This window comes from Pseudomonas sp. GZD-222 (genome assembly GCF_049310525.1).
Lineage (GTDB): Bacteria > Pseudomonadota > Gammaproteobacteria > Pseudomonadales > Pseudomonadaceae > Aquipseudomonas.
In genome coordinates, this window is sequence record NZ_JBMOWO010000071.1 from 13,989 (window position 1) to 37,634 (window position 23,646).

Here is a 23,646-nt window from a genome sequence, read left to right on the forward strand (position 1 = left end):
TAGGGGGCGCGGCGTGCGGGCCGCGCCACCAGAATCAAATACGCCGGGCGGCGTAACGCTTGAGCATGCTCGGAACGTCGAGGATCAGCGCAATGCGCCCGTCACCGGTAATGGTGGCGCCCGACATGCCTGGCGTGCCCTGGAGCATCTTGCCCAGCGGTTTGATGACCACTTCTTCCTGGCCGACCAACTGATCGACAACAAAACCGATCCGTTGGGTGCCCACCGAAAGGATCACCACGTGCCCTTCGCGTTGCTCTTCATGAGCGGCAGAACTGACCAGCCAGCGCTTGAGGTAGAACAGCGGCAAGGCTTTGTCGCGCACGATGACCACCTCCTGGCCGTCGACCACGTTGGTGCGCGACAGGTCCAGGTGGAAAATCTCGTTGACGTTGACCAGCGGGAACGCGAACGCCTGATTGCCGAGCATGACCATCAGGGTCGGCATGATCGCCAGGGTCAACGGCACCTTGATGACGATCTTCGAGCCCAGGCCCTTGGTCGAGTAAATGTTGATCGAGCCGTTGAGCTGGGCGATCTTGGTTTTCACCACGTCCATGCCCACGCCACGACCGGAAACATCGGAGATTTCGGTCTTGGTCGAGAAGCCGGGGGCGAAGATCAGGTTGTAGCATTCGGTGTCGCTGAGTCGGTCAGCGGCATCCTTGTCCATCACCCCGCGCTTGACCGCGATGGCACGCAGAACGTTGGCATCCATACCCTTGCCGTCGTCGGAGATCGACAGCAGGATGTGATCGCCTTCCTGCTCGGCCGACAGTACGACTTTGCCGCCACGGGACTTGCCCGCCGCCTCGCGCTCTTCCGGGGTTTCGACGCCATGGTCGACGGCGTTGCGCACCAAGTGCACCAACGGGTCGGCCAGGGCTTCGACGAGGTTCTTGTCGAGGTCGGTTTCTTCACCGACCAGCTCCAGGTTGATCTCTTTCTTCAGCTGCCGTGCAAGGTCGCGAACCAGGCGCGGGAAACGCCCGAAAACCTTCTTGATCGGCTGCATGCGGGTTTTCATCACCGCGGTCTGCAGGTCGGCGGTCACCACATCGAGGTTCGACACCGCCTTGGACATGGCTTCATCGCCGCTGTTCAGGCCCAGGCGCACCAAGCGGTTACGCACCAGCACCAGTTCGCCGACCATATTCATGATCTCGTCCAGGCGCGCGGTATCGACCCGCACGGTGGTTTCCGTTTCGTTGGCGTGCTTCTCGGCAGCCGGAGCGGCCTGCCGCGCAGGGGCTGGCGCAGCGGCCTTGGCCGGTGCAGCGGCAGGCTTGGCAACTGCCGGAGCTGGCGCAGGGGCTGGAGCGGGCTTGGCAGCGACGGCGGCAGCAGCAGGCGCAGTGGCGCTGGCAACGCTGTCAGGGGCGAATTTGCCCTTGCCGTGCAGCTCATCGAGCAAGGCTTCGAATTCATGCTCGGAAATGTGATCGCCTGACGCAGCAGCTGTTGCTTCAGCCGCGGGCGCCGCAGCACCCGGCAATGCGTCAACGGCAAAGCTACCCTTGCCATGCAACTGGTCCAGCAGCGCTTCGAACTCGTCATCGGTGATTTCGTCGCTGGCACCTTGCGTGGCGGCTGCCACCGGTGCAGGAGTACTGGCGCTGTCAGGCGCAAACTGGCCCTTGCCGTGCAACTGATCGAGCAGCGACTCGAACTCGGCATCGGTGATTTCATCGCTGGCCGCAGCCGGTGCTTGCACCTGGGCTTCGGCTTCAGCCTTGACCGCATTGAGCGAGTCGAGCAGCTGTTCGAATTCGGTATCGGTGATGTCCGCTTCGGCAGCGGCTTCTGGCGCCTGTTCTGGCACCGGCTCAGGCGCGGCGGCCTGCTCGGCAGGCGCAGGCTCGGCCAGGCGCGACAAGGCGGCCAGCAGCTCGGGGGTGGCCGCAGTAATGTCGCTGCGTTCACGGACCTGACCAAACATGCTGTTGACCGTATCCAGGGCTTCCAGGACCACGTCCATCAGTTCGGCATCGACGCGTCGCTCACCCTTGCGCAGGATGTCGAAGACGTTTTCGGCGATGTGGCAGCACTCCACCAGCTCGTTGAGCTGGAGGAAGCCGGCGCCCCCTTTTACAGTGTGAAAACCGCGAAAGATCGCATTGAGCAAATCGGCATCATCCGGACGGCTTTCCAGCTCGACCAGTTGCTCGGACAGTTGCTCAAGAATCTCGCCGGCTTCTACCAGAAAATCCTGAAGGATTTCTTCATCGGCGCCGAAGCTCATTAAACGTGCTCCCTAAAAACCCAGGCTGGACAGCAGATCGTCGACATCGTCCTGACCGGACACAACGTCTTCACGTTTATCGGCATGAATCTGCGGACCTTCACCCCGAGTCGGATGTTTTTCTTGATCTTTTTCAGCACGTAGCTGCTGGTGGTCATGTTCGATGCCGGCAAACCGGTCGACCTGACTGGCCATCAGCACGAGCTTGAGCAGATTGCTTTCTACTTCGGTGACCAGCGCCGTGACACGTTTGATCACCTGACCGGTCAGGTCCTGATAGTCCTGAGCCAGCAGAATGTCGTTGAGGTGGCCGGCGACCTTGCGGCTGCCCTCCTCGCTACGCTCCAGGAAACGATCGACGCGGTGCATCAACTCGCGAAACTCCGGCGCTGCCACTTCACGGCGCAGAAAGCGCTGCCAGTCGGCGCGCAGGTCGCGGGCTTCGTCGCTCAATTCGTGGAGCACCGGAGTGCTCTCCTCGACCAGGTCCATGGTGCGGTTCGCCGCGCCCTCGGTCAGCTTGACCACATAGGACAAACGTTCGGTCGCATCGGTGATCTGCGAGACTTCCTCGGCCTGAGGCATCTGCGGATCGATCTGGAAACTGACGATCGCACTGTGCAACTCACGCGTGAGTTTGCCCACTTCCTGGTACAGGCCTCGGTCACGGGTCTGGTTCAGCTGATGGATAAGTTGCACCGCGTCGCCAAATTTGCCTCGTTCGAGGCTGTCGACCAGTTCGTGGGCGTGCTTCTTGAGTGTTGACTCGAAGCCGTCCAACGATGAATGTGTTTGCTCCATAGCGCCCCCGTGGCGAGTCTCAGCTATTGACGCGCTCGAAGATCTTCTCGATCTTTTCTTTCAGCACCTGGGCAGTGAACGGCTTGACCACATAGCCGTTGACGCCGGCCTGGGCCGCTTCGATGATCTGCTCGCGCTTGGCTTCGGCAGTCACCATCAGCACCGGCAGGTGCTTGAGACGCTCGTCGGCACGCACTTTGCGCAACAGGTCGATACCGGACATGCCAGGCATGTTCCAGTCAGTCACGAGAAAATCGAAATGACCGCTTTCGAGCATCGGCAGCGCCGTGTTGCCGTCGTCGGCTTCCTGGGTGTTGGTGAAGCCCAGGTCACGCAACAGGTTCTTGATGATCCGCCGCATCGTCGAAAAATCGTCGACGATGAGGATTTTCATGTCTTTGTTCAATTAGACCTCCAAGCAGTCTTTAACGCGCTCAGCGCGGAACGCGCATTCAATCAATTCGGGCACTACATTTGGCGACTGCATTGAACCTGCGTTCAACGCGCCCGCCATTCCCCCAGGCGGCCACGCAAACGCGCCGCGCACTGGCTGTGCAACTGGCTGACGCGCGACTCGCTGACACCGAGGACCTCACCGATTTCCTTGAGGTTCAGCTCTTCGTCGTAGTACAGCGCCAACACCAGACGCTCACGCTCAGGCAGGTTGGCGATGGCATCGGCCAGGGCTGCCTGAAAGCGCTCGTCTTCCAGATCGCGCGAAGGCTCGAGCTGGGCACTGGCGCCATCCTCGTGCAGGCCTTCATGTTCGCCGTCCTGCAACAGGTCGTCGAAACTGAACAGGCGGCTGCCCAGGGTGTCATTCAAAATCCCGTAGTAATCATCGAGACTCAATTGAAGTTCGGCAGCAACCTCGTGATCTTTAGCGTCACGACCGGTTTTTGCTTCAATTGCACGAATCGCGTCACTGACCATGCGGGTATTACGGTGAACCGAGCGCGGTGCCCAGTCGCCCTTGCGTACTTCGTCAAGCATTGCGCCGCGGATCCGGATGCCGGCATAGGTCTCGAAGCTGGCACCCTTGCTCGCGTCGTACTTGTTGGCGACTTCAAGCAGGCCAATCATGCCGGCCTGGATCAGATCCTCCACCTGCACACTGGCGGGCAAGCGGGCCAGCAGGTGATAGGCGATACGCTTGACCAGTGGTGCATAACGCTCGATCAACTCGCACTGGCTATCACGTGAAGCCTTGCTGTACATCCGGTATCCGCTGGCATTCATAGCACCGGTCCCGCGCTTGTCGGTTGCACCAGGCGCTCGACAAAAAATTCCAGGTGACCTCGTGGGTTGGCAGGCAGCGGCCAGGTATCGACCTTCTGAGCAATGGCCTTGAACGCCAGCGCGCACTTGGAACGCGGAAAGGCTTCATAGACCGCTCGCTGCTTCTGCACCGCCTTGCGCACACATTCGTCGTAAGGCACCGCGCCGACGTATTGTAGGGCGACGTCAAGGAAGCGATCTGTGACCTTGGTCAACTTGGCGAACAGGTTGCGCCCTTCCTGAGGGCTCTGCGCCATGTTGGCCAGGACGCGGAAACGGTTCATACCGTAATCGCGGTTGAGCAGTTTGATCAGGGCGTAGGCGTCGGTGATCGAGGTGGGCTCGTCGCACACCACCAGCAGCACCTCTTGTGCGGCACGGACAAAACTGACTACCGAGTCACCAATACCTGCAGCGGTATCGATCACCAGAACGTCGAGGTTGTCGCCGATCTCGCTGAACGCCTGAATCAGGCCAGCGTGCTGCGCGGGCGCCAGGTGCACCATGCTCTGCGTACCGGACGCAGCGGGCACGATACGCACGCCCCCCGGCCCCTGCAGCAGCACATCGCGCAGCTCACAACGGCCTTCGATGACGTCGGCCAGGGTGCGCTTGGGCGTCAGGCCGAGCAATACGTCGACGTTGGCCAGGCCCAGGTCGGCATCGAGCAACATGACCCGACGGCCAAGCTCTGCCAGCGCCAATGACAGGTTCACCGACACATTGGTCTTGCCGACGCCACCTTTGCCGCCAGTCACGGCGATCACCTGTACGGGATGCATGCTACCCATGTTTGTTCATTACCTTGTCTTGCTTAGACCGAGGCCACATGACCGGCTGCGCTTTCAACACCTGAAAAATGCCTGGCAGTCCATCAATGCAGATACTTTGCAACGTCTTCACAATCACCTCAGCCAACACGCTTGCCGGGGCTGTGGTAGAGATCAGCGAACATATCGGCCATCGCCTCTTCGCTGGGCTCGTCCTGCATCTGCACACTCACCGCTCGGCTCACCAACTGGTGCCGGCGCGGCAGGTGCAGATCGTCAGGAATGCGCGGCCCATCGGTAAGATAGGCCACTGGCAATTCGTGACTGATAGCCAGGCTCAGGACTTCGCCGAGACTGGCCGTTTCATCAAGTTTGGTCAGGATGCACCCGGCCAGCCCGCAGCGCTTGTAGCTGTGATAGGCGGCAGTGAGCACCTGCTTCTGGCTGGTCGTCGCCAACACCAGGTAGTTCTTCGAAGCGATGCCGCGACCGGCAAGCGTCTCCAGTTGCATGCGCAGCGCCGGATCACTGGCTTGCAGGCCAGCGGTATCGATCAGTACCACACGCTTGCGCAACAACGGCTCCAGCGCCTGGGCCAGAGACTGGCCGGGATCGACGTGGGTCACCGAGACATTGAGGATCCGCCCCAGGGTCTTGAGCTGCTCCTGGGCACCAATGCGGAAACTGTCCATGCTCACCAGCGCCAAATGCTGCGCGCCGTACTTGAGCACATACCGCGCTGCCAGCTTGGCCAGGGTGGTGGTCTTGCCCATGCCGGCCGGGCCGACCATGGCAATGACACCGCCCTCTTCGATCGGTTCGACTTCCGGCACATCGATTCTGCGTGCCAGGTGCGCGAGCAGCATGCGCCAGGCACGGCGTGGTTCGTCGATGCTGCTGATCTGATCCAGCAACTCGCGCGACAGCGGGCCAGTCAGGCCGATACGCTGCAGGCGGCGCCAGAGGTTGGCCTGCTGTGGCTGATTGCCTTGCAACTGACTCCAGGCCAACGAACCCAGCTGGACTTCCAGCAGCTCGCGCAACCCGGTGAGTTCCGAGCGCATGGCATCGAACAGGCGCGGATCAACCGGCGCAGGCGCGACTGCAATCGGCGCGGCCGGCTCATCGACAGCCGACTCGACCAGGGGCTCGGAGGCGGTCAGGGGCAAACCGGCAAACAGCTGACGGTTGCCCTCTTCACTTTCGCTGCGACTGCTGAGCTCGGCCTGGGCGGTGACAATCCGCGACTGGGTCTTGCGCAGCTCGTCTTCGAGCTCCACATTCGGAACCCGTGGCGCCAGGGCGGACAGCTTGTAGTCCAGCGCAGCCGTCAGCTCGACACCGCCAGCAATCCGTCGGTTGCCGATGATGGCGGCTTCAGCCCCCAGCTCATCTCGAACCAGCTTCATGGCCTGACGCATATCGGCGGCGAAAAAACGCTTAACTTGCATAACCCACTACCTCAGCCGTTGGGGCCTACTGTGGCAACGATGGTAACTTGCTTGTTGTCAGGTATTTCCTGATACGCCAAAACATGCAAATTCGGTACAGCCAGGCGACCGAAGCGCGACAGCATTGCCCGTACCGGTCCTGCGACCAGCAGGATCGCCGGTTGCCCTTGCATCTCTTGACGCTGGGCAGCCTCGATCAACGAACGCTGAAGTTTTTCGGCCATGCTCGGCTCAAGAAGAACACCGTCTTCCTGACCTTGCCCGGCCCTTTGCAGACTATTGAGCAAAATCTGTTCCAACCTTGGTTCCAGGGTGATCACAGGTAGCTCGGACTCAACGCCGACAATGCTTTGCACGATAGCGCGACACAATCCGACGCGCACCACCGCGACCAGCGCGGCGGTATCTTGACTCTTGCTCGCGTTATTGGCGATAGCCTCGGCAATACTGCGTATATCACGCACCGGCACCTGCTCGGCAAGCAACGCCTGCAAGACCTTGAGCAGGCCCGACAATGAAATGACACCCGGCACCAGCTCTTCGGCAAGCTTAGGCGAAGCTTTGGCCAGCACCTGGAGCAGTTGTTGGACTTCTTCGTGACCAATCAGCTCGTGACTGTGCTTGTGCAGGATCTGGTTCAAGTGCGTGGCAACCACGGTACTGGCATCGACCACGGTATAACCCAGCGATTGCGCCTGACTACGCTGGTTGACGTCAATCCACACGGCTTCAAGACCAAACGCCGGGTCGCGCGCAGCAATACCATTGAGGGTACCGAACACCTGCCCGGGGTTGATCGCCAGCTCGCGATCCGGATAGATCTCGGCCTCGGCCAGGATCACCCCCATCAAGGTCAGGCGATAGGCGCTGGGGGCCAGGTCGAGGTTGTCGCGGATATGCACGGTGGGCATGAGAAAGCCCAGGTCCTGGGAGAGCTTCTTGCGCACCCCCTTGATCCGCGCCAGCAACTGCCCACCCTGGTTACGGTCAACCAGGGGAATCAGCCGGTAGCCGACCTCCAGGCCGATCATATCGATTGGCGTAACGTCGTCCCAGCCCAGCTCCTTGGTTTCCATGGCACGCTGTGGCGAGGGCAACAGATCCTGCTGACGCTGAACCTCTTCCAACGCTTTGAGCTTGACCTGATTCTGCTTGCGCCAGAGCCAGTAGGCACCGCCTGCGGCCACCAGGCCCAAACTCAGGAAGGCGAAGTGCGGCATACCCGGCACCAGGCCCATGACGATCATGATCCCCGCCGACACCCCCAGCGCCTTGGGTGAAGTGAACATCTGCCGGTTGATCTGGTTACCCATGTCTTCGGAGCCGGAAGCACGGGTGACCATGATGGCTGCAGCGGTGGACAACAGCAGTGATGGCAATTGCGCCACCAAACCGTCACCGATGGTCAACAGGGCATAGACTTTACCGGCATCACCGAACGTCATGCCGTGCTGGAACATACCGACCAGCATGCCGCCGATCAGGTTGATGAAGAGGATCAGCAAGCCGGCGATGGCGTCACCACGCACGAACTTGCTGGCACCGTCCATCGAACCGTAGAACTCGGCTTCCTGGGCGACTTCAGAGCGCCGCGCCTTGGCCTGGGCCTGATCGATCAGACCGGCATTGAGGTCGGCGTCGATGGCCATCTGCTTGCCCGGCATGGCATCGAGGGTGAAACGCGCACTCACCTCGGAAATACGCCCGGCACCTTTGGTCACCACCACGAAGTTGATGATCATCAGGATCGCAAACACTACGATACCGACCACGTAGTTGCCGCCGATCACCACCTCACCGAAGGCCTGGATCACCTTACCTGCGGCTGCATGGCCATCCTGACCATGGAGCATCACCACCCGCGTCGAGGCCACGTTCAGGGCCAGACGCAACAAGGTAGCCACCAGCAGAATGGTCGGAAACGCGGCGAAATCGAGGGGTCGCAGGGCGTAAACGCAGACCAGCAGAACCACAATCGACAAGGCGATGTTGAAGGTAAAAAACACGTCGAGCAGGAACGGCGGGATCGGCAACATCATCATTGCCAACATCACCAGCAGCAACAGCGGCACACCCAGATTTCCCCGGCCTAACCCGGCCAGGTTATTACGGGCATTGCTGATTAACTGGGAGCGATCCACCGGTATTCCTCGTCTAGCTCAAGCAAAACTTTGACGCGTTTCTGACGCGCGCTGCGCTGCCTTTGCAAGAAGCCTTCCAACTTTGAGAATTGCGGTGTTTTCTGTGGGACCCTGGCCGTTAATCGCGCCGTAGATCCGGCGGAATCGGCAGATCCTTGAGGGGCTCCGGCGGCTTGCCCTTGCCGGCGCGGTACTGGCGAATCTGGAAGACATAGGCCAGCACCTGGGCCACTGCCAGATACAGCCCGGCCGGAATTTCTTCCTCAAGCTCGGTGGAGTAGTAGATCGAACGCGCCAGGGCCGGAGACTCAAGTACCTGAATCTTGTGTTCATTGGCAATTTCACGAATCTTCAAGGCAATGAAGTCCGCACCCTTGGCCAACAGCAGCGGCGCGCCACCTTTTTCCGGATCGTACTTGAGCGCCACGGCATAGTGCGTCGGGTTGGTAATGATGACATCGGCTTCGGGGATCGCAGCCATCATCCTGCGCTGCGAAGCTTCGCGCTGGAGCTGGCGGATACGCTGCTTGACCTCCGGCTTGCCTTCGCTGTCCTTGTATTCGTCACGCACTTCCTGCTTGGTCATGAGCATTTTCTTGTGCGTCTGCCACAGCTGGATCGGTACATCCGCCGCGGCAATCAGCAGCAATCCGGCCGCCATCCACAACGCACTCCAGCCCACCACCTGCACGCAATGAATGATTGCCTGATCCAGGGGTTCATTGGCAATCGCCAACAGGTCATCCCGGTCCGCCGATAGCACCGCCAAGGCCACGATCAGAATCATCAAGAATTTGGCGAATGCCTTGAGCAACTCGGACAGCGCATTGACCGAGAACATCCGCTTGATACCAGAGAGCGGGTTCATTCGACTGAATTTGGGTTGCAACAAGCTGCCGGAGAAAAGGAAGCCACCCAGCGCCACCGGCCCGATTATGGAAGCAACCAGCAATACCAGCAAAACCGGCTGAACCATGACCAGGGCGGATTTACCGGCAGCCATGAGGAAAATACCCATAAACCGCTCATCGGTGATGACCTCGCGCGACAAGGTGAAATTGCTGCGCATCAGCTCCATCATGGCCTGAGCCATACCACCACCGAACGCCAGCAACGCGCCCGCCCCCGCCAAGGTTACCGCTACGGTATTTAGCTCCTTGGAACGCGCGATTTCGCCCTTTTCCCGCGCGTCTTTTTTGCGCTTGTCGGTGGGGTCTTCTGTTTTGTCCTGACCGCTTTCGCTCTCTGCCATGCTCAGCGCGCCCGTGCCAGTTCACGCATCCACTGCAAGGCTTCGGAAGCCAGTGCGTGGTAATGCGGAAGTATGTCCGCCAGGGTGATCCAGAAGATGACCAGCCCGAGCACCAGCGTCAGCGGAAAACCAATGGAGAAGATGTTCAACTGCGGCGCCGCACGGGTCATCACACCAAAGGCGATGTTGACCACCAACAACGCAGTGATGGCCGGCAGCACCAGCAACAGCGCAGCGCCCAGCACCCAGCTGAGGCGCCCGACCAGATCCCAGAAGTGATTGACCAGCAAGCCACTGCCCACCGGCAAGGTGGTAAAGCTTTCAGTCAACACCTCAAACACCACCAGATGACCGTTGATGGCCAGAAACAACAAGGTCACCAGCATGGTCAGGAACTGGCCAATCACCGCAACGTTGACGCCGTTGGCCGGATCGACCATCGAGGCGAACGCCATCCCCATCTGGATCGCGACAATCTGCCCGGCAATCACGAAGACCTGGAAAAACAACTGCAGCGACAGGCCGAACAGGGCACCGATGATGATTTGTTCGGCAACCAGCAGCAGCGCACTGAGGTCCAGCGCGTGGACCTCAGGCATCGGTGGCAAACCGGGCACGATCACCACGGTGATTGCCAAGGCAAAGTACAGGCGCACACGCGCCGGCACCAGGGTCGTGCCAAACACCGGCATGGTCATCAGCACAGCCGTCACACGAAACAGCGGCAGGATGAAACTGGCCACCCACGAGCTGATCTGCGTATCGGTCAGTTCAAGCATCGACAGGTCAGCCGATCAACTGTGGGATATTGCCGTACAACGACAGGATGTATTCCATGAACTTCTGCACCAGCCAGGGGCCAGCCACAATCAGCGTCACCAGCATCGCCAGCAGGCGCGGAAGGAAGCTCAGAGTCTGTTCGTTGATCTGCGTCGCGGCCTGGAACATCGCCACCACCAGCCCCACCAACAGGCTCGGCACCACCAGCACAGCAACCATCAGGGTGGTCAGCCATAGCGCATCACGAAACAGATCGACAGCGACTTCCGGGGTCATGATCTATTGCTCCTCGAGGCGTCAGACGCCGCCAAAACTGCCAGCAAGGGTGCCCATGATCAGGGCCCAGCCATCCACCAGGACGAACAGCATGATCTTGAATGGCAGCGAGATGATCAGCGGCGACAGCATCATCATACCCATGGCCATCAGCACACTGGCCACCACCAGATCGATGATCAGGAAGGGAATGAAGATCATGAAGCCGATCTGGAACGCAGTCTTCAGCTCCGAGGTCACGAAAGCCGGCACCAGGATAGTCAAGGGCACCTGGTCAGGGCCAGCGATGTCGGTGCGCTTGGACAAGCGCATGAACAGATCAAGATCGCTCTGGCGGGTCTGGGCCAGCATGAAGTCCTTGAGCGGCACCTGCGCCTTGGTAATGGCTTCCTGGGCAACCATCTGCTCATTCAAGTAGGGCTGCAGCGCATCCTTGTTCACCCGGTCGAACACCGGCGCCATGATGAACATGGTCAGGAACAGCGCCATACCGTTGAGGATCATGTTCGACGGCGTCTGCTGCAGGCCCAGCGCCTGGCGCAGGATGGAAAAGACAATGATGATGCGGGTGAAGCTGGTCATCAGGACGACGAACGCCGGAATGAAACTCAGCGCCGTCATGATCAGCAGAATCTGCAGGCTGACCGAATACTCTTGCTGACCGTCCGCCCCGCTGGACAGGGTGATCGCCGGAATCGACAGCGGATCGGCGGCCAAGGCCAGCGGCGCTGCCAACAGCAACAGCAGCGTCAACATCATGCGCAATGCGCCCATCACGACTTACCCTTCTGATCCTTGCCCATCAGCTCCATCAGGCGCTGGGCGAATTCTGGCGTTGCCTGGCGCGCATTGGCCGGCACATCGACCGGCTCGGCCAGGACGTGCAACGCCTCGATGCTGCCGGGTGAGTGGCCGATGAGAATCTGCTCTTTGCCGACTTGAATCAGCAACAACCGATCCCTTGGCCCCAATGTGCGGCTACCGAGAATTTCGATGAGCTGACCATTGCCTGGCGCGGCGTTCTGTACCCGGCGCAATAGCCAGGCGAGCAGAAAAATCAGCCCCAGCACCAGCAGCAGCCCCAGCACCAGTTGGGTCAGCTGGCCAGCGGCATTGCCGCCACTGCCCGGCGGCGCCACTGCGGCGGCCGGCTGGGCCGCGGCCAGGGCTACATCCATGTACAGTGCGCCAGCCAATGCCAGGCTGCGGTGCAAGAGCCTTCTCATTCAGCGCAGCTTCTTGATGCGCTCGCTCGGACTGATCACGTCAGTCAGGCGAATACCGAACTTTTCATTGACCACTACCACTTCACCGTGGGCGATCAATGTGCCGTTGACCAGCACATCCAGCGGTTCACCCGCCAGACGATCAAGCTCGATGACCGAACCCTGGTTGAGCTGCAGCAAGTTGCGGATGTTGATCTCGGTGCTGCCCACTTCCATGGAAATGCTCACTGGAATATCCAGAATCACGTCCAGGTTCGGACCATCGAGGGTCACCTGCTCGTTGCTGCGTGGCGAGCTACCGAACTCTTCCATGGGCAAGCGATTGGTGGAGGATCCGCCGCTGCCGACATCTGCCGCCAGCAAAGCGTCAATATCGGCCTGGCCGGCGTCGCCGGTTTCTTCCAGAGCAGCCGCCCACTCATCAGCCAGCGCCTGCTCCTCTGGAGAAGTGATGTCGTTTTCGTTAGCCATTTTGTCCTCGACGGGCAATCAATTCGGAGTTGGAACAACCGGCGCCGCTTAGCGGCGCTCGATCGGATCGATAATCTGCAGGGCCAGGTTGCCTTTGTGCGAACCCAGCTTGGCCTTGAACGACGGCACGCCGTTGGCCCGCAGGATCAGCTCTTCAGGCAGCTCGACCGGAATCACATCACCGGGCTGCATGTGCAGGATGTCGCGCAGCTTCAACTGGCGACGGGCAACCGTGGCACTCAATGGCACGCTGACATCCAGCACATCTTCGCGCAGGGCCTTGATCCAGCGCTCGTCCTGGTCGTCCAGGTCAGACTGGAAACCGGCATCGAGCATTTCCCGCACCGGCTCGATCATCGAGTACGGCATGGTCACGTGCAGGTCGCCGCCACCGCCATCGAGCTCGATGTGGAAGGTCGACACCACCACCGCCTCGCTAGGCCCGACAATGTTGGCCATAGCCGGGTTGACCTCCGAGTTGATGTACTCGAAGTTGACCGGCATGATCGCCTGCCAGGCCTCCTTGAGATCGACGAAGGCCTGGTCCAGCACCATGCGCACCACGCGCAGCTCGGTCGGGGTGAACTCACGCCCTTCAATCTTGGCGTGTCGTCCGTCGCCACCAAAGAAGTTGTCCACCAGCTTGAACACCAGCTTGGCGTCGAGAATGAACAGCGAGGTACCGCGCAGCGGCTTGATTTTCACCAGATTCAGACTGGTCGGCACGTACAGCGAATGTACGTACTCGCCGAACTTCATCACCTGTACACCGCCAACCGCGACGTCGGCGGAGCGACGCAACAGGTTGAACATGCTGATACGGGTGTAACGGGCGAAGCGCTCGTTGATCATCTCCAGGGTCGGCATACGTCCGCGGACAATGCGATCCTGGCTGGTCAGGTCATAGCTTTTGACGCTACCCGGCTCGGCGTTGTTCTCGGTTTGTACCAGCCCATCGTCGACACCGTGCAACAAGGCATCGATTTCATCCTGGGACAGCAGGTCCTGCACGGCCATCGGTGGCTCCTACTGCAATACGAAATTGGTGAACAGCAACTGGTCAACGACCGGTTTGCCGACTTCCTTCTGGGCGACTTCCTGAACACTGGCCGTCGCTTTCTGCCGCAGCATCTCCTGGCCTACCGGGCTTGCCAGGGTGTCGAAACCCTGCCCGGAAAACAGCATCACCAGGTTGTTGCGTATGACCGGCATGTGCACCTTCAACGCGTCCAGCGCAGCCTGGTCGCGCCCCTGCAGGGTGATGCTCACCTGCATGTAGCGCTGCCGACCGTTCTGGTTGAAGTTGACCACGAAGGCCGGTGCCAGGGGTTCGTAGATGGCCGCGGGTTTGACGTTGCCGGCCAGTGCCGGATCTGCCGCAGGCTTGTCTGCGGACTTGTTCAGGACGAACCAGGTGGCGCCAACCGACAGACCGATCGCCAGCAGCAATGCCAGCACCAGCAGCAGGATCAGCTTGAGTTTGCCTTTCGCGGCGGGGTCTTTCTCTACGTCGCTCTTCGCCATGCCAATATTCCGTCATTCATCGGAGAATTCAGTCACATGGCGTGGGAAGAGCAAGTGTTATGCCAGATCCGAGACTGTAGGAGCGGATTCATCCGCGATGGGCCGCAGCGCGGCCCCATAAGCCGGGCCTGCTGTGCAGGCCTTCGCGGATGAATCCGCTCCTACAGGGACCCAATCAAGCGTAGAAGTCCACCGCACTGGAGCCGATTACGCTCTGCTGCTCGACGGGGGTGGCGTTTGCCGCAACCTCGCCCTCCTCGGCCGCTGCATTACGCCGCGCGGCCACACCACTCAGGCGTGGCGAGTCGGAACTGCCCGGTTGTTGCTGACCACGGGATTGGTCGGCGACATTCACATCCGGTTGCCCAAGGCCTTGCTGAGCGAACATTTCCTTGAGACGGTGAACCTGGTTCTCCAGGGCCTCGCGCACACCGGCATGCCCACTGGTGAAGGTAATCTGTGCCTGCTGTTCAGGTGCCAGGTTGACGCGAATATCCAGACGGCCCAATTCTGCCGGCTCCAGCTGGATGTCGGCAGACTTCAGACTTTGGCTCGACAGGTACATTACCCGGTTCACCAAGCCTTCAGTCCAGCCACCCTGGTTCATCGCCAGCGGTTGATGCAAAGGCGCTGCAGCCACTGGCACGGCATTCGCGGTTTTCGCCGTAGCGGCCTGGGTCAGGGCGCTCAGGCGCTCGGCAAAGTTATCCACACGGGTGTCGGTGGAGGCACTCTTAAGGTCCTTGAGGCCATCATCGAGCAAACCGGAAAACGCCTTCTCACCCGCCTCACTCTGCTCGGCATCCGCCCCTGGCTTGTCGAGCAGTGCCGCCAGGGTATTGACGGCAGGTTGCCCTGACGTCGCTTCAGGCTGGGCCGTCGCCGGCTTGCCCGCCGCATGCGCCGACGTGGTTCCCTGAGCTTGCGCGCTCTGCTCCAGCGCCATGCGCAAGGCCGGCAGATCAGCCAAAGGATCGGCCTCGGGATCGAACTCAGGCGCTGCTGCGACTGAAGCCTGAGCCTGTAGCTGCGCAGCCTGGACAACTGGCGCAACCGCTTCTGCCTGGGCCTGGATCAACTGGGCACCTGGCTGTGCGTCGGTTACCTGTCCCGCCACCAGATTCGGATCGAGCAGGGTCGGATCTGCCGTTTCGCTGACGACTGGAAGCGTGTCGTCCTGGTCGTCAGGCAAGGTATTGCCGCTATCGGCAGTTTTCTTCTGCCCTGCGGCAGATGCCTTGCCGTCGGCAATGTCTTTATTGGCCGGGACACTCTTGTCGCGATTGGGCGCATCAGCGACTTTCGATGACTTGTCCCGGGCCTCCTGCGCATACACGCTGGAGAAGCCTGAAGCCTTGTCGTTTGCCATCTGCACAGGCTTGTCGGGCTGATTGGCCGCAGCACGCGAGGCCTTTGCCGCAGCACCAACTTGCAGCAATGGATTGGAAGCGACGGGCATGTAGGAATCTCCGCGACAGAGGGTCTGGAATATTAATTAGCAAAATATCTGCAAAAGTTACGCCAAGTTTGATGGCGCGACCTTAGCCAATAGAAACGCGCTGGCGCTCTTCGGTATACAACAGGCGAACCGCTTCATATTCGTGATCGATCTGATTGATCAGGTCTTCAATATCGTTCAGCGGTGGTTGTTTGACCCGCTCTTCCAGCTGCCTGCACAGTTCGGCCAGCGCTTTGGCGCCCATGTTGCTGCTACTGCCCTTGAAACTGTGCGCGGCATAGCCCAACTGTTCTGGACTGGTCGCCTCATGCAACTGACTGAGACGGATTTCGGAGTCTTTGAGAAAGGTATCGAGCAACGTCAGGTAGTCATCTTCCATGACCTCCTGAAGACCGCTCAAAACCTCATGATCGATATGGGTATGGGACACTTGCTCACTCCTTGATCAAGTTGGATTATGCCAGAGCCTCCCAAGCGAACTCCACGCATACGCGGCGCCCCTCGTCAGCCCACTCGGCACGCCGGCTCAACCGGCGAATAAGGTTCAGCCCGCGGCCGTACAAACCTTGCTCGGCCAGCGGGCGCGCGAGCACTTTAGTTACATTGAAGCCCTTGCCGCTATCTTCAACCTCGATGATAAGACGCCCACCCAGGGCTTGGGGTTCAATGCGCAGCCCTACTCGAATATAACCATCGCACAACGCCTGCAAGCGCTCATTGCGCTGACGGTAGTATTCACCAAAGCCCTGGGCATCGCACTTGAGCCCGGAATCAAGCCCCAACACCCCATGCTCAAGGGCATTGGAGTACAACTCGCTCAAAACGCTGTGCAGTGCGCCGCTCTGAGCCCGCAAGCCATGGATCTCCTGCAACAGCTGCAACAGAAACGGCAAGGGACTGAACCGTTTGAGTGTCTCGGCCCGGAACTCGAACTGCAGCGACCAATCCAGCGGCGCGGATTGTCCACTGTCAGAATAGATCACCGGCGGCGGTGACAACGCATCCGGCTCGACGACACCAATCTCCAGCAGACTGACATCATCGCGGGAGCGCCCACGAAACATCTCCAGCGCCTGCAGCACCTCCTCGAACAAATAGTCCGGCTGGCGATTGCTTCGAAGCACCTGGAGCAGCCGTTCAACGCCAAACAACTGGTCGCTCTCGTCACTGGTATCGACCACGCCGTCGGAGAGCAGTAACAAGCGCTCACCCAGGGCCAGGGGCAAGACCTGCGTCGAGTCGTCGAAACGCTCCGGCGCCAGCACGCCCAGCGGCAAGTGCCGGGACACCAATGGCAACGGCGCACCACCATTGGCCGGCAACAGGTAACCATCCGGCATCCCGCCGTTCCAGACCTCGACCATACGCCGCTGAAAACTCAGATTGAGCAGCACGGCGCAGCAGAACATATCCACAGGCAGGATGCGCTTGAGCTTGGCGTTCATCTCCCGCAGGGTTTCTGCCAGGCCGTAGCCCTTGGCGGTCATCCCGTAGAAGACTTCCGCCAGCGGCATGGCGCCGACCGCTGCCGGCAAACCATGCCCGGTAAAGTCACCCAGCAGCACATGCATATCACCGGATGGGGTAAAGGCGGCCAGCAGCAGATCACCGTTGAACAGTGCATAGGGCGATTGCAGGTAACGGATATTCGGCGCACTCAGGCAACCGGCATGCGCGACTTTGTCGAACACCGCTTTGGCCACCCGCTGCTCATTGAGCAGGTGGTGGTGATGGCGAGTGATCTGATCACGCTGCTCCAGAACCGTAGCCTGCAAGCGTCGCAAGCGATCCATGGCCTTGATCTTGGCCGCGAGGATCACCGGACTGTAGGGCTTCGCCAGAAAGTCGTCGCCGCCCGCCTCCAGGCAGCGCACCAGCGCCTCCTCTTCACTCAAAGACGTCAGGAAGATGATCGGCACCAACGCCTCACCCGCCAGCGCCTTGATTTGCCGTGCCGCCTCGAAGCCATCCATTACCGGCATCAGCGCATCGAGCAGGACCAGTTGCGGACGTTGCTCGGCAAACAAGGCCACCGCCTGCTCACCGTTTTCCGCGGTGATCACTGCATGGCCCTGTTTGCTGACGATCCGCGCCAGCAACAGACGATCCGCCGCGCCATCTTCGGCGATGAGCACGGTCAAACGCGATTCAGGCATGGCCCGGATCAACTGATGTCGAACAGCTTGTCGAAATTGGAGATGGCGAGAATCTTGCGCACATCCGAGCTGGTGTTGACCACCCGGATCTCCGAGTCATCACCGCCGACGTGATCGCGCAGCATCAGCAGCATCCCGAGCGCCGAGCTGTCGAGGTAGGTAGCGTCCTTGAGATCAACCACGACCAATTCCGGGCGATTGTGCTCATAGGCATTACGAAATTCCTGATGCTTACCAAAGTCAAAGCGACCCTTGACCTGGATCGTCAGTTTTTTCCCATCCTGGGACATCTCAGCATTAACCGCTGTCATATGGGCGATTCCTTCCGTTACGACGATTACAAACAAGAAGAAGGTTTAGCAGCCCCACGCCCCGGGGGCAACCCTTCCCGGTCAAAGCCTGCTTCAATAGCGATCGTGACGCGGCAAGCGCTGGGACAGCTCATCGAGCAGTTTTTGCTCGCGCTTGTCTTCAATCACCCGGGCTTCGTCGATATAGCGCTGGACCAGTTTGCGCAGGCCTTCGACGCGGGCATAGGCCTGTTGCCAGGTGCCGCGGGCATTGTTCAGGTTGTTCTGGTGCCAGGCCAGACTCTGACGCTGCTGTGTCATGGCACTCTCCAGCTGCCCGAGAAAGCGTTGGTAATTGACCAGCCAACTGCCGGACACACCCTGGCCGCCACGGTCGATCCATTGCAGTTGGTAGTCTTCACGAAAGCGGTCAAGCTCGGCGAGTTTGACCTGCGCCAGGTTCACCTGCTGCTGGAACTGCCCCAACCGCTGAGCAGCCTGGCGCTCAGCATTTTCGGCCATTTCCACCACGGGCGTCAGACGCGCCGCACGACTGGGTTGAGCCATGGGCTATCAGCCGCCTGCGTCGGGTTTAGGCTGGGCGAACACGCTATCCAGGTGCTCACGACTCTGCTGCATACCGACATTGTCGTTCAGACCCTGGCGCAGGAAGTGCACCAGCTTTGGTTGCAGGGCGATAGCCAGATCCGTCTCGGCATCGCCACCGGCTACATAGGCACCCACGCTGATCAGGTCGCGGCTCTGGGACAGCCGTGACCACAACTGTTTGAACTGCTGCGCCTCGCGCATCTGCTCAGGGCTGACCACCTGTGGCATGACCCGGCTGATCGACGCTTCAATATCGATGGCCGGGTAGTGACCTTCTTCAGCCAGGCGCCGGGACAGCACGATATGCCCGTCGAGCACGCCCCGCGCCGAGTCGGCAATCGGGTCCTGCTGGTCGTCGCCTTCAGACAGCACGGTATAGAACGCGGTAATCGAGCCACCGCCCGCCTCGCCGTTACCGGCACGCTCCACCAGCTTGGGCAGTTTGGCAAACACCGAGGGCGGGTAACCCTTGGTCGCCGGCGGTTCACCGATGGCCAGGGCAATCTCCCGCTGGGCCTGGGCGAAACGCGTCAGCGAATCCATCAGCAACAGGACATTCTTGCCCTTGTCGCGAAAGTACTCGGCAATACGGGTGCAATACATGGCTGCGCGCAGGCGCATCAGCGGTGCATCGTCAGCTGGCGATGCGACGACTACCGAACGCTTGATACCCTCGGCGCCGAGAATATGCTCGATGAATTCCTTGACCTCACGCCCACGCTCGCCGATCAAGCCGACCACGATAATGTCGGCCTCGGTGAAGCGGGTCATCATCCCCAAGAGCACACTCTTACCGACGCCGGTACCGGCAAACAGGCCCAGACGCTGGCCGCGACCAACGGTCAACAGGCCGTTGATACTGCGGATGCCAACGTCCAGCGGCACGCTGATCGGGTCACGGTTGAGCGGGTTGATGGTCGGGCCATCCATCGGCACCCAGTCTTCGGCCTTCATCCCGCCCTTGCCATCCAGCGCCCGCCCGGCGCCATCAAGCACGCGACCGAGCATGCTCATGCCCATGGGCAGGCGGCCGTTATCGGCCAGCGGCACGACCCGCGCACCCGGCGCAATGCCGGCGACGCTGCCGACCGGCATGAGGAAGACTTTGCTGCCAGCAAAGCCCATGACTTCCGCCTCAACCCGCACCGGGTGATAGCTGTCGTCATTGATCACCACGCAGCGACTGCCGATCGCGGCACGCAGACCTTCAGCTTCGAGGGTCAAGCCGACCATGCGCAACAGGCGACCTTCGACGACGGGCTGGGCAGGCAGTTTCACGGTGCTGGCATAGGTGCCCAGGCGCTTGGCAAAACTGGTGCGTTCAAGGCGCATTGGTGTCGCCCAGATCGACCGCCAGATCAGCTGCCGCCGGATGCAGGGCCTGATCGTGCAGTTGATCGAACAGTTGCGCCAGGGCCTTCTCGATGCGCGTTTCCATGCTCGCGTCGATGCGGCTGTGATCGGTCTCGATGCGACAGCCACCAGGCAACAGCGCCTCATCCTCGAGCAGCTTCCAGCGCTCTTCGTGACGCTCGCGCAGGGCCTTGGCCTGCTCGAAGTCCTGCGGGTTGATATGAATACGGATATTGTCAGCCCCCATCGGCAGGAGCTTCAGTGCCTCACGCAGGACCTGACCGATCTGGCTGGAATCGATGCGCAGCTCGCGGCCAATGACTTCACGGGCCATGTGCGCAACCAGGCTCACCAGGGATTTCTCGATCTGGCTGTCCTGCTCGGCAATCGGCTCCAAGAGGTTGCCCATCAGCTGCTCCAGGCTGGCCAACTTGGCAGCCAGGGCTATTTCGGCTTCTTGCCGGACCTTGAGCTGGGTGCTGTGAAAGCCTTCGCGCTCACCGGTGGCGAAACCTTCGTTGTAGGCTTCCTGGCGAATGCTCTCAAGCTCTTCGAGGGTCAGTGGCTGGACTTCTTCCAGTGGCACTTCCTCGACTTCCTCCTGAACCACTTCGGGTTCGGGTTCGGGCTCCGGTTCCGGCTCCGGATCGAAACTGGGCAGCGCCCAGCGATTGAAAGCCTCGACTTCATCGGCGCGAATCAGTTCACTCAGGTGCTCGTTGGTTGACATGATTTCACGCACTCAAATAATCGCGGGACAAGCTTTAGATCATCTCTTCGCCGCCCTTGCCACCGAGCACGATCTCTCCGGCTTCGGCCATACGGCGGGCGATGGTGAGGATTTCTTTTTGTGCCGTCTCGACATCGCTGACCCGCACCGGCCCTTTGGCCTCCAGGTCGTCGCGCAGCAGTTCCGAAGCACGCTTGGACATGTTCTTGAAAATCTTGTCCTTGACCTTCTCGTCAGCGCCTTTGAGCGAGACCACCAGAACGTCGGAGGAGACTTCGCGCAACAGCGCCTGGATACCACGGTCGTCGACATCGGCGAGGTTGTTGAAGACGAACATCAGGTCTTCGATCTGCTCGGAGAGATCGCCGTCGATATCGCGGATCGCGTCCATCAGCTGGCCTTCCACCGAGCTGTCGAGGAAGTTCATGATGTCGGCAGCCCGCTTGATACCACCCAGGGTGGTGCGCGCCGCGTTGGAGTTACCGGAGAACTGCTTCTCGAGGATCTGGTTGAGTTCCTTGAGTGCTGCTGGCTGCACCGTGTTGAGCGACGAGACGCGCAAGATGATGTCCAGACGCACCTTGTGGTCGAAGTTGCCCAGCACTTCACCGGCCTGGTCGGGGTCCAGGTAGGCGACGACGATGGCCTGGATCTGCGGGTGCTCGTAGCGGATGACGTCAGCCACGGCACGCGGCTCCATCCACTTGAGGCTGTCCAGACCACTGGTGTTGCCACCCAGCAGGATACGGTCGATCAGGCCGTTGGCCTTGTCCTCACCCAGAGCCTGGGTAAGCATCTTGCGAATGTAGCCATCGGAGCCGACACCCAGACTGGTCTGGTCGCCGACAATCTCGACGAACTCGCTCATCACCTGCTCGACCTGCTCGCGATGGACGTTGCCCATCTGCGCCATGGCCACGCCGACCCGCTGCACTTCCTTGGGCCCCATGTGGCGCAGAACTTGCGCAGCGTCGGTTTCGCCCAAGGACAAGAGCAGGATCGCTGCCTTGTCGACCCGGGTCAGTTTCGCGGTAAGGGCTCGGTTATCACTCATCGGCGTTGATCCACTCTTTCACGACCTGGGCCACACGACCCGGGTCTTCGGCCACCAGGCTCTTGATTGCATTGAGCTGTGCGTCATAACCCTCGCTCGGGCTCGGCAGCAAAATGCTTTGCGGACCACCCAGGCTCACGCGGTCGTTGGCCAGTTCGCCATCCAGACCGAGCATACCGCCCAGTTCCATGTCGCCATCGGCACCGGCGTTTTGCTTACCATGGCCGGTGATGTTGTTAAGTACCGGGCGCAGCACACCGAACACCAGCACCAGGATGAACAGCACACCCATGACCTGCTTGATGATGTCCCAGAACCACGGTTGCGAGTAGAACGGAATCTCGGCGATCACCTCACCGCGGTCGGCGGCGAACGGTACGTTGATCACACTGACACTGTCGCCACGGCTGGCATCGAAGCCCACTGCATCCTGTACCAGGCGGGTAAAGCGTGCCAGGTCTTCAGCCCCCCACGGCGCACGGGTGCTGTCGCCGGTGGCCGGATCGATCTTGACCTGGTCATCGACCACCACGGCCACCGACAGGCGATTCAGGCGCCCCTGCTGCTGGCGGGTATGGCTGATGGAACGATCCAGCTCGAAGTTCTTCGTCGACTGCAGGCGCTTGTCGGCAGGATACGGCGCGAGCATCGGCTGGCCGGTGGCCGGGTCCATGATCTGCTGGCCGTTGGCATCAAGCAGCGGCTGGCCGGGCTGGATGGCCGAGGCAGCAGTCTGTGCGCCGCCGGTGGTTTGCGGGGCAGAAGCCGGGCCTGGTGGCTGGTTGCTCAGGGCACCAGGGACACCTTGCGGGCTCATGCTGCTGGAGCGTTGCTCATTGACCGATTGTTCGCTGCGCAGCGCTGGCTGATCAGGGTTGAACTGCTCGGAGGTCGACTCGACGGCACTGAAGTCCACATCTGCCGACACTTCCGCCTTGTAGCGGTCGTTGCCCAGTACCGGCTGCAGGATATTGTGCACACGCTGGGTGAGCATGCCTTCCATGCGCCGACTGTAATCGAATTGTTTACCGGCCATGGTCAATTCGGAGTTACCGATCTGCTCGGAAAGCAGGTTGCCCTTCTGGTCCACCACGGTGACCTGGGACTTGTCCAACTCCGGCACACTGGTCGCCACCAGATTGACAATCGCCATCACCTGGCCGGCTTCCAGGTTACGCCCCGGATACAACTCGACCAGCACCGAGGCGCTCGGGCGACGTTCGTCACGCACGAACACCGAGCTTTTCGGAATCGCCAGGTGCACACGCGCAGCCTTGACGTTATTGAGACTCGAGACAGTGCGCGCCAGTTCACCTTCGAGGCCGCGACGATAACGGGTGGCCTCCATGAACTGACTGGTGCCCAGGCCTTGCTCTTTGTCGAGGATTTCGAAGCCGACGTTGCCATCGCCCGGCGCCACACCCGCAGCAGCCAGCTTCAGACGGGCACGCGACAGGTCGTCGGACTTGACCAACAGAGCGCCGGAGTTGGGCTCGACGTTGTAGGGGATGTCGGCAGCGGCCAGGGTGTCCATGACCTGCTTGGTGTCCATGCCGGCCAGGCTGCCGTACAGTGGCCGGTAGTCCGGTTGCTGCGACCAGAGCACCACGGCGAAGCCGATCGCCACGCTCGCAGCCAGGCCCACCAGCAGGCCCACCTGGCGCAGCATAGGCATCTGCGAGATGTTTTCCAGAAACGACATGCCGAACAACGGCGGCTTGGGCGCTGGCGCGCCGCTTTTTGCGGGCACGTTATCGACGACTGCTTCGGCCATGACTCAATC

At 60.6% G+C, this 23,646-nt stretch carries 24 protein-coding genes; all 24 read right to left on the reverse strand.

All coding sequences use genetic code 11. The features are described from left to right. Positions 1 to 34: 34 nt before the first annotated feature. The 24 genes from ACO6VD_RS13290 to fliF all read right to left on the reverse strand — a co-directional run bounded on the left by ACO6VD_RS13290 (position 35) and on the right by fliF (position 23,637). Complete coding sequence (locus ACO6VD_RS13290; RefSeq protein ID WP_422419664.1) at positions 35 to 2,242, reverse strand: chemotaxis protein CheA; 2,208 nt, start codon at positions 2,240 to 2,242, stop codon at positions 35 to 37. Positions 2,243 to 2,254: 12 nt separating this feature from the next. Continuing rightward, positions 2,255 to 3,043 (reverse strand): protein phosphatase CheZ, encoded by a 789-nt coding sequence (locus ACO6VD_RS13295; RefSeq protein ID WP_038613329.1) that lies wholly within the window; start codon positions 3,041 to 3,043, stop codon positions 2,255 to 2,257. 19 nt (positions 3,044 to 3,062) lie between these two features. Next, positions 3,063 to 3,437 (reverse strand): chemotaxis response regulator CheY, encoded by a 375-nt coding sequence (locus tag ACO6VD_RS13300; protein WP_036990294.1) that lies wholly within the window; start codon positions 3,435 to 3,437, stop codon positions 3,063 to 3,065. Between the two features lie 104 nt (positions 3,438 to 3,541). Further along, positions 3,542 to 4,282, reverse strand: coding sequence for an RNA polymerase sigma factor FliA (gene fliA, locus ACO6VD_RS13305; protein ID WP_422419666.1), 741 nt, complete (start codon positions 4,280 to 4,282; stop codon positions 3,542 to 3,544). Continuing rightward, the gene (fleN, locus tag ACO6VD_RS13310; RefSeq protein ID WP_038613333.1) at positions 4,279 to 5,112 is read right to left on the reverse strand and encodes a flagellar synthesis regulator FleN; all 834 of its coding nucleotides are present in this window, start codon (positions 5,110 to 5,112) and stop codon (positions 4,279 to 4,281) included. The genes fliA and fleN overlap by 4 nt, the downstream gene beginning before the upstream one ends. Before the next feature lie 119 nt (positions 5,113 to 5,231). Beyond that, complete coding sequence (gene flhF, locus ACO6VD_RS13315; RefSeq protein WP_422419667.1) at positions 5,232 to 6,542, reverse strand: flagellar biosynthesis protein FlhF; 1,311 nt, start codon at positions 6,540 to 6,542, stop codon at positions 5,232 to 5,234. An 11-nt stretch (positions 6,543 to 6,553) separates the two neighbouring features. Beyond that, entirely contained in the window at positions 6,554 to 8,683 is a 2,130-nt protein-coding gene (flhA, locus tag ACO6VD_RS13320; RefSeq protein WP_422419668.1) for a flagellar biosynthesis protein FlhA, read from the reverse strand. Between the two features lie 118 nt (positions 8,684 to 8,801). Further along, positions 8,802 to 9,935, reverse strand: coding sequence for a flagellar biosynthesis protein FlhB (flhB, locus tag ACO6VD_RS13325; RefSeq protein WP_422419669.1), 1,134 nt, complete (start codon positions 9,933 to 9,935; stop codon positions 8,802 to 8,804). Between the two features lie 2 nt (positions 9,936 to 9,937). Further along, positions 9,938 to 10,714, reverse strand: a complete 777-nt coding sequence (gene fliR / locus ACO6VD_RS13330) for a flagellar biosynthetic protein FliR (protein ID WP_422419670.1) — start codon at positions 10,712 to 10,714, stop codon at positions 9,938 to 9,940. 7 nt (positions 10,715 to 10,721) lie between these two features. After that, positions 10,722 to 10,991 (reverse strand): flagellar biosynthesis protein FliQ, encoded by a 270-nt coding sequence (gene fliQ / locus ACO6VD_RS13335; protein WP_422419671.1) that lies wholly within the window; start codon positions 10,989 to 10,991, stop codon positions 10,722 to 10,724. Positions 10,992 to 11,012: 21 nt separating this feature from the next. Then, complete coding sequence (gene fliP, locus ACO6VD_RS13340; protein ID WP_422419672.1) at positions 11,013 to 11,765, reverse strand: flagellar type III secretion system pore protein FliP; 753 nt, start codon at positions 11,763 to 11,765, stop codon at positions 11,013 to 11,015. Next, complete coding sequence (fliO, locus tag ACO6VD_RS13345) at positions 11,765 to 12,217, reverse strand: flagellar biosynthetic protein FliO (RefSeq protein WP_422419674.1); 453 nt, start codon at positions 12,215 to 12,217, stop codon at positions 11,765 to 11,767. Before fliO ends, fliP begins: the two co-directional genes overlap by 1 nt. Next, positions 12,218 to 12,688 carry a flagellar motor switch protein FliN gene (gene fliN / locus ACO6VD_RS13350; protein WP_422419675.1) on the reverse strand — a complete coding sequence of 157 codons (471 nt, stop codon included), beginning with the start codon at positions 12,686 to 12,688 and terminating at the stop codon, positions 12,218 to 12,220. A gap of 48 nt (positions 12,689 to 12,736) precedes the next feature. Further along, on the reverse strand, positions 12,737 to 13,705 hold the full coding sequence (gene fliM / locus ACO6VD_RS13355; protein WP_400172264.1) for a flagellar motor switch protein FliM: 969 nt from the start codon (positions 13,703 to 13,705) through the stop codon (positions 12,737 to 12,739). Between the two features lie 9 nt (positions 13,706 to 13,714). After that, entirely contained in the window at positions 13,715 to 14,212 is a 498-nt protein-coding gene (gene fliL, locus ACO6VD_RS13360) for a flagellar basal body-associated protein FliL (protein WP_400172265.1), read from the reverse strand. A gap of 175 nt (positions 14,213 to 14,387) precedes the next feature. Next, the gene (locus tag ACO6VD_RS13365) at positions 14,388 to 15,671 is read right to left on the reverse strand and encodes a flagellar hook-length control protein FliK (RefSeq protein ID WP_422419677.1); all 1,284 of its coding nucleotides are present in this window, start codon (positions 15,669 to 15,671) and stop codon (positions 14,388 to 14,390) included. A gap of 82 nt (positions 15,672 to 15,753) precedes the next feature. Continuing rightward, positions 15,754 to 16,101, reverse strand: a complete 348-nt coding sequence (locus tag ACO6VD_RS13370) for an Hpt domain-containing protein (protein ID WP_422419679.1) — start codon at positions 16,099 to 16,101, stop codon at positions 15,754 to 15,756. Positions 16,102 to 16,126: 25 nt separating this feature from the next. Then, complete coding sequence (locus tag ACO6VD_RS13375) at positions 16,127 to 17,827, reverse strand: SpoIIE family protein phosphatase (RefSeq protein WP_422419681.1); 1,701 nt, start codon at positions 17,825 to 17,827, stop codon at positions 16,127 to 16,129. A gap of 8 nt (positions 17,828 to 17,835) precedes the next feature. Then, positions 17,836 to 18,138 carry an STAS domain-containing protein gene (locus tag ACO6VD_RS13380; protein WP_422419682.1) on the reverse strand — a complete coding sequence of 101 codons (303 nt, stop codon included), beginning with the start codon at positions 18,136 to 18,138 and terminating at the stop codon, positions 17,836 to 17,838. 93 nt (positions 18,139 to 18,231) lie between these two features. Beyond that, positions 18,232 to 18,684 (reverse strand): flagellar export protein FliJ, encoded by a 453-nt coding sequence (gene fliJ / locus ACO6VD_RS13385; protein WP_422419684.1) that lies wholly within the window; start codon positions 18,682 to 18,684, stop codon positions 18,232 to 18,234. Between the two features lie 6 nt (positions 18,685 to 18,690). Further along, on the reverse strand, positions 18,691 to 20,058 hold the full coding sequence (fliI, locus tag ACO6VD_RS13390) for a flagellar protein export ATPase FliI (protein ID WP_422419686.1): 1,368 nt from the start codon (positions 20,056 to 20,058) through the stop codon (positions 18,691 to 18,693). After that, a complete protein-coding gene (gene fliH / locus ACO6VD_RS13395; RefSeq protein ID WP_422419688.1) occupies positions 20,048 to 20,809 on the reverse strand; it encodes a flagellar assembly protein FliH in 762 nt (253 codons plus the stop codon). Before fliH ends, fliI begins: the two co-directional genes overlap by 11 nt. Before the next feature lie 34 nt (positions 20,810 to 20,843). Continuing rightward, positions 20,844 to 21,863 (reverse strand): flagellar motor switch protein FliG, encoded by a 1,020-nt coding sequence (gene fliG, locus ACO6VD_RS13400; RefSeq protein ID WP_038613367.1) that lies wholly within the window; start codon positions 21,861 to 21,863, stop codon positions 20,844 to 20,846. Beyond that, a complete protein-coding gene (fliF, locus tag ACO6VD_RS13405) occupies positions 21,856 to 23,637 on the reverse strand; it encodes a flagellar basal-body MS-ring/collar protein FliF (RefSeq protein ID WP_422419689.1) in 1,782 nt (593 codons plus the stop codon). Before fliF ends, fliG begins: the two co-directional genes overlap by 8 nt. Positions 23,638 to 23,646: the final 9 nt, after the last annotated feature.

Excerpts from the sequence above, each read along its gene's own strand:
- fliP (WP_422419672.1), bottom strand. The coding sequence starts at position 11,765 with ATGGGCGCATTGCGCATGATGTTGACGCTGCTGTTGCTGTTGGCAGCG.
- fliM (WP_400172264.1), bottom strand. The coding sequence starts at position 13,705 with ATGGCCGTGCAGGACCTGCTGTCCCAGGATGAAATCGATGCCTTGTTG.
- fliL (WP_400172265.1), bottom strand. The coding sequence starts at position 14,212 with ATGGCGAAGAGCGACGTAGAGAAAGACCCCGCCGCGAAAGGCAAACTC.
- fliA (WP_422419666.1), bottom strand. The coding sequence starts at position 4,282 with ATGAATGCCAGCGGATACCGGATGTACAGCAAGGCTTCACGTGATAGC.
- fliH (WP_422419688.1), bottom strand. The coding sequence starts at position 20,809 with ATGTCAACCAACGAGCACCTGAGTGAACTGATTCGCGCCGATGAAGTC.
- fliN (WP_422419675.1), bottom strand. The coding sequence starts at position 12,688 with ATGGCTAACGAAAACGACATCACTTCTCCAGAGGAGCAGGCGCTGGCT.
- ACO6VD_RS13365 (WP_422419677.1), bottom strand. The coding sequence starts at position 15,671 with ATGCCCGTCGCTTCCAATCCATTGCTGCAAGTTGGTGCTGCGGCAAAG.
- ACO6VD_RS13290 (WP_422419664.1), bottom strand. The coding sequence starts at position 2,242 with ATGAGCTTCGGCGCCGATGAAGAAATCCTTCAGGATTTTCTGGTAGAA.
- flhF (WP_422419667.1), bottom strand. The coding sequence starts at position 6,542 with ATGCAAGTTAAGCGTTTTTTCGCCGCCGATATGCGTCAGGCCATGAAG.
- flhB (WP_422419669.1), bottom strand. The coding sequence starts at position 9,935 with ATGGCAGAGAGCGAAAGCGGTCAGGACAAAACAGAAGACCCCACCGAC.
- fliJ (WP_422419684.1), bottom strand. The coding sequence starts at position 18,684 with ATGGCTCAACCCAGTCGTGCGGCGCGTCTGACGCCCGTGGTGGAAATG.
- fliG (WP_038613367.1), bottom strand. The coding sequence starts at position 21,863 with ATGAGTGATAACCGAGCCCTTACCGCGAAACTGACCCGGGTCGACAAG.
- fliI (WP_422419686.1), bottom strand. The coding sequence starts at position 20,058 with ATGCGCCTTGAACGCACCAGTTTTGCCAAGCGCCTGGGCACCTATGCC.
- fliF (WP_422419689.1), bottom strand. The coding sequence starts at position 23,637 with ATGGCCGAAGCAGTCGTCGATAACGTGCCCGCAAAAAGCGGCGCGCCA.
- fliR (WP_422419670.1), bottom strand. The coding sequence starts at position 10,714 with ATGCTTGAACTGACCGATACGCAGATCAGCTCGTGGGTGGCCAGTTTC.
- ACO6VD_RS13375 (WP_422419681.1), bottom strand. The coding sequence starts at position 17,827 with ATGCCTGAATCGCGTTTGACCGTGCTCATCGCCGAAGATGGCGCGGCG.
- ACO6VD_RS13295 (WP_038613329.1), bottom strand. The coding sequence starts at position 3,043 with ATGGAGCAAACACATTCATCGTTGGACGGCTTCGAGTCAACACTCAAG.
- ACO6VD_RS13300 (WP_036990294.1), bottom strand. The coding sequence starts at position 3,437 with ATGAAAATCCTCATCGTCGACGATTTTTCGACGATGCGGCGGATCATC.
- fliO (WP_422419674.1), bottom strand. The coding sequence starts at position 12,217 with ATGAGAAGGCTCTTGCACCGCAGCCTGGCATTGGCTGGCGCACTGTAC.
- fliQ (WP_422419671.1), bottom strand. The coding sequence starts at position 10,991 with ATGACCCCGGAAGTCGCTGTCGATCTGTTTCGTGATGCGCTATGGCTG.
- fleN (WP_038613333.1), bottom strand. The coding sequence starts at position 5,112 with ATGGGTAGCATGCATCCCGTACAGGTGATCGCCGTGACTGGCGGCAAA.
- ACO6VD_RS13380 (WP_422419682.1), bottom strand. The coding sequence starts at position 18,138 with ATGACAGCGGTTAATGCTGAGATGTCCCAGGATGGGAAAAAACTGACG.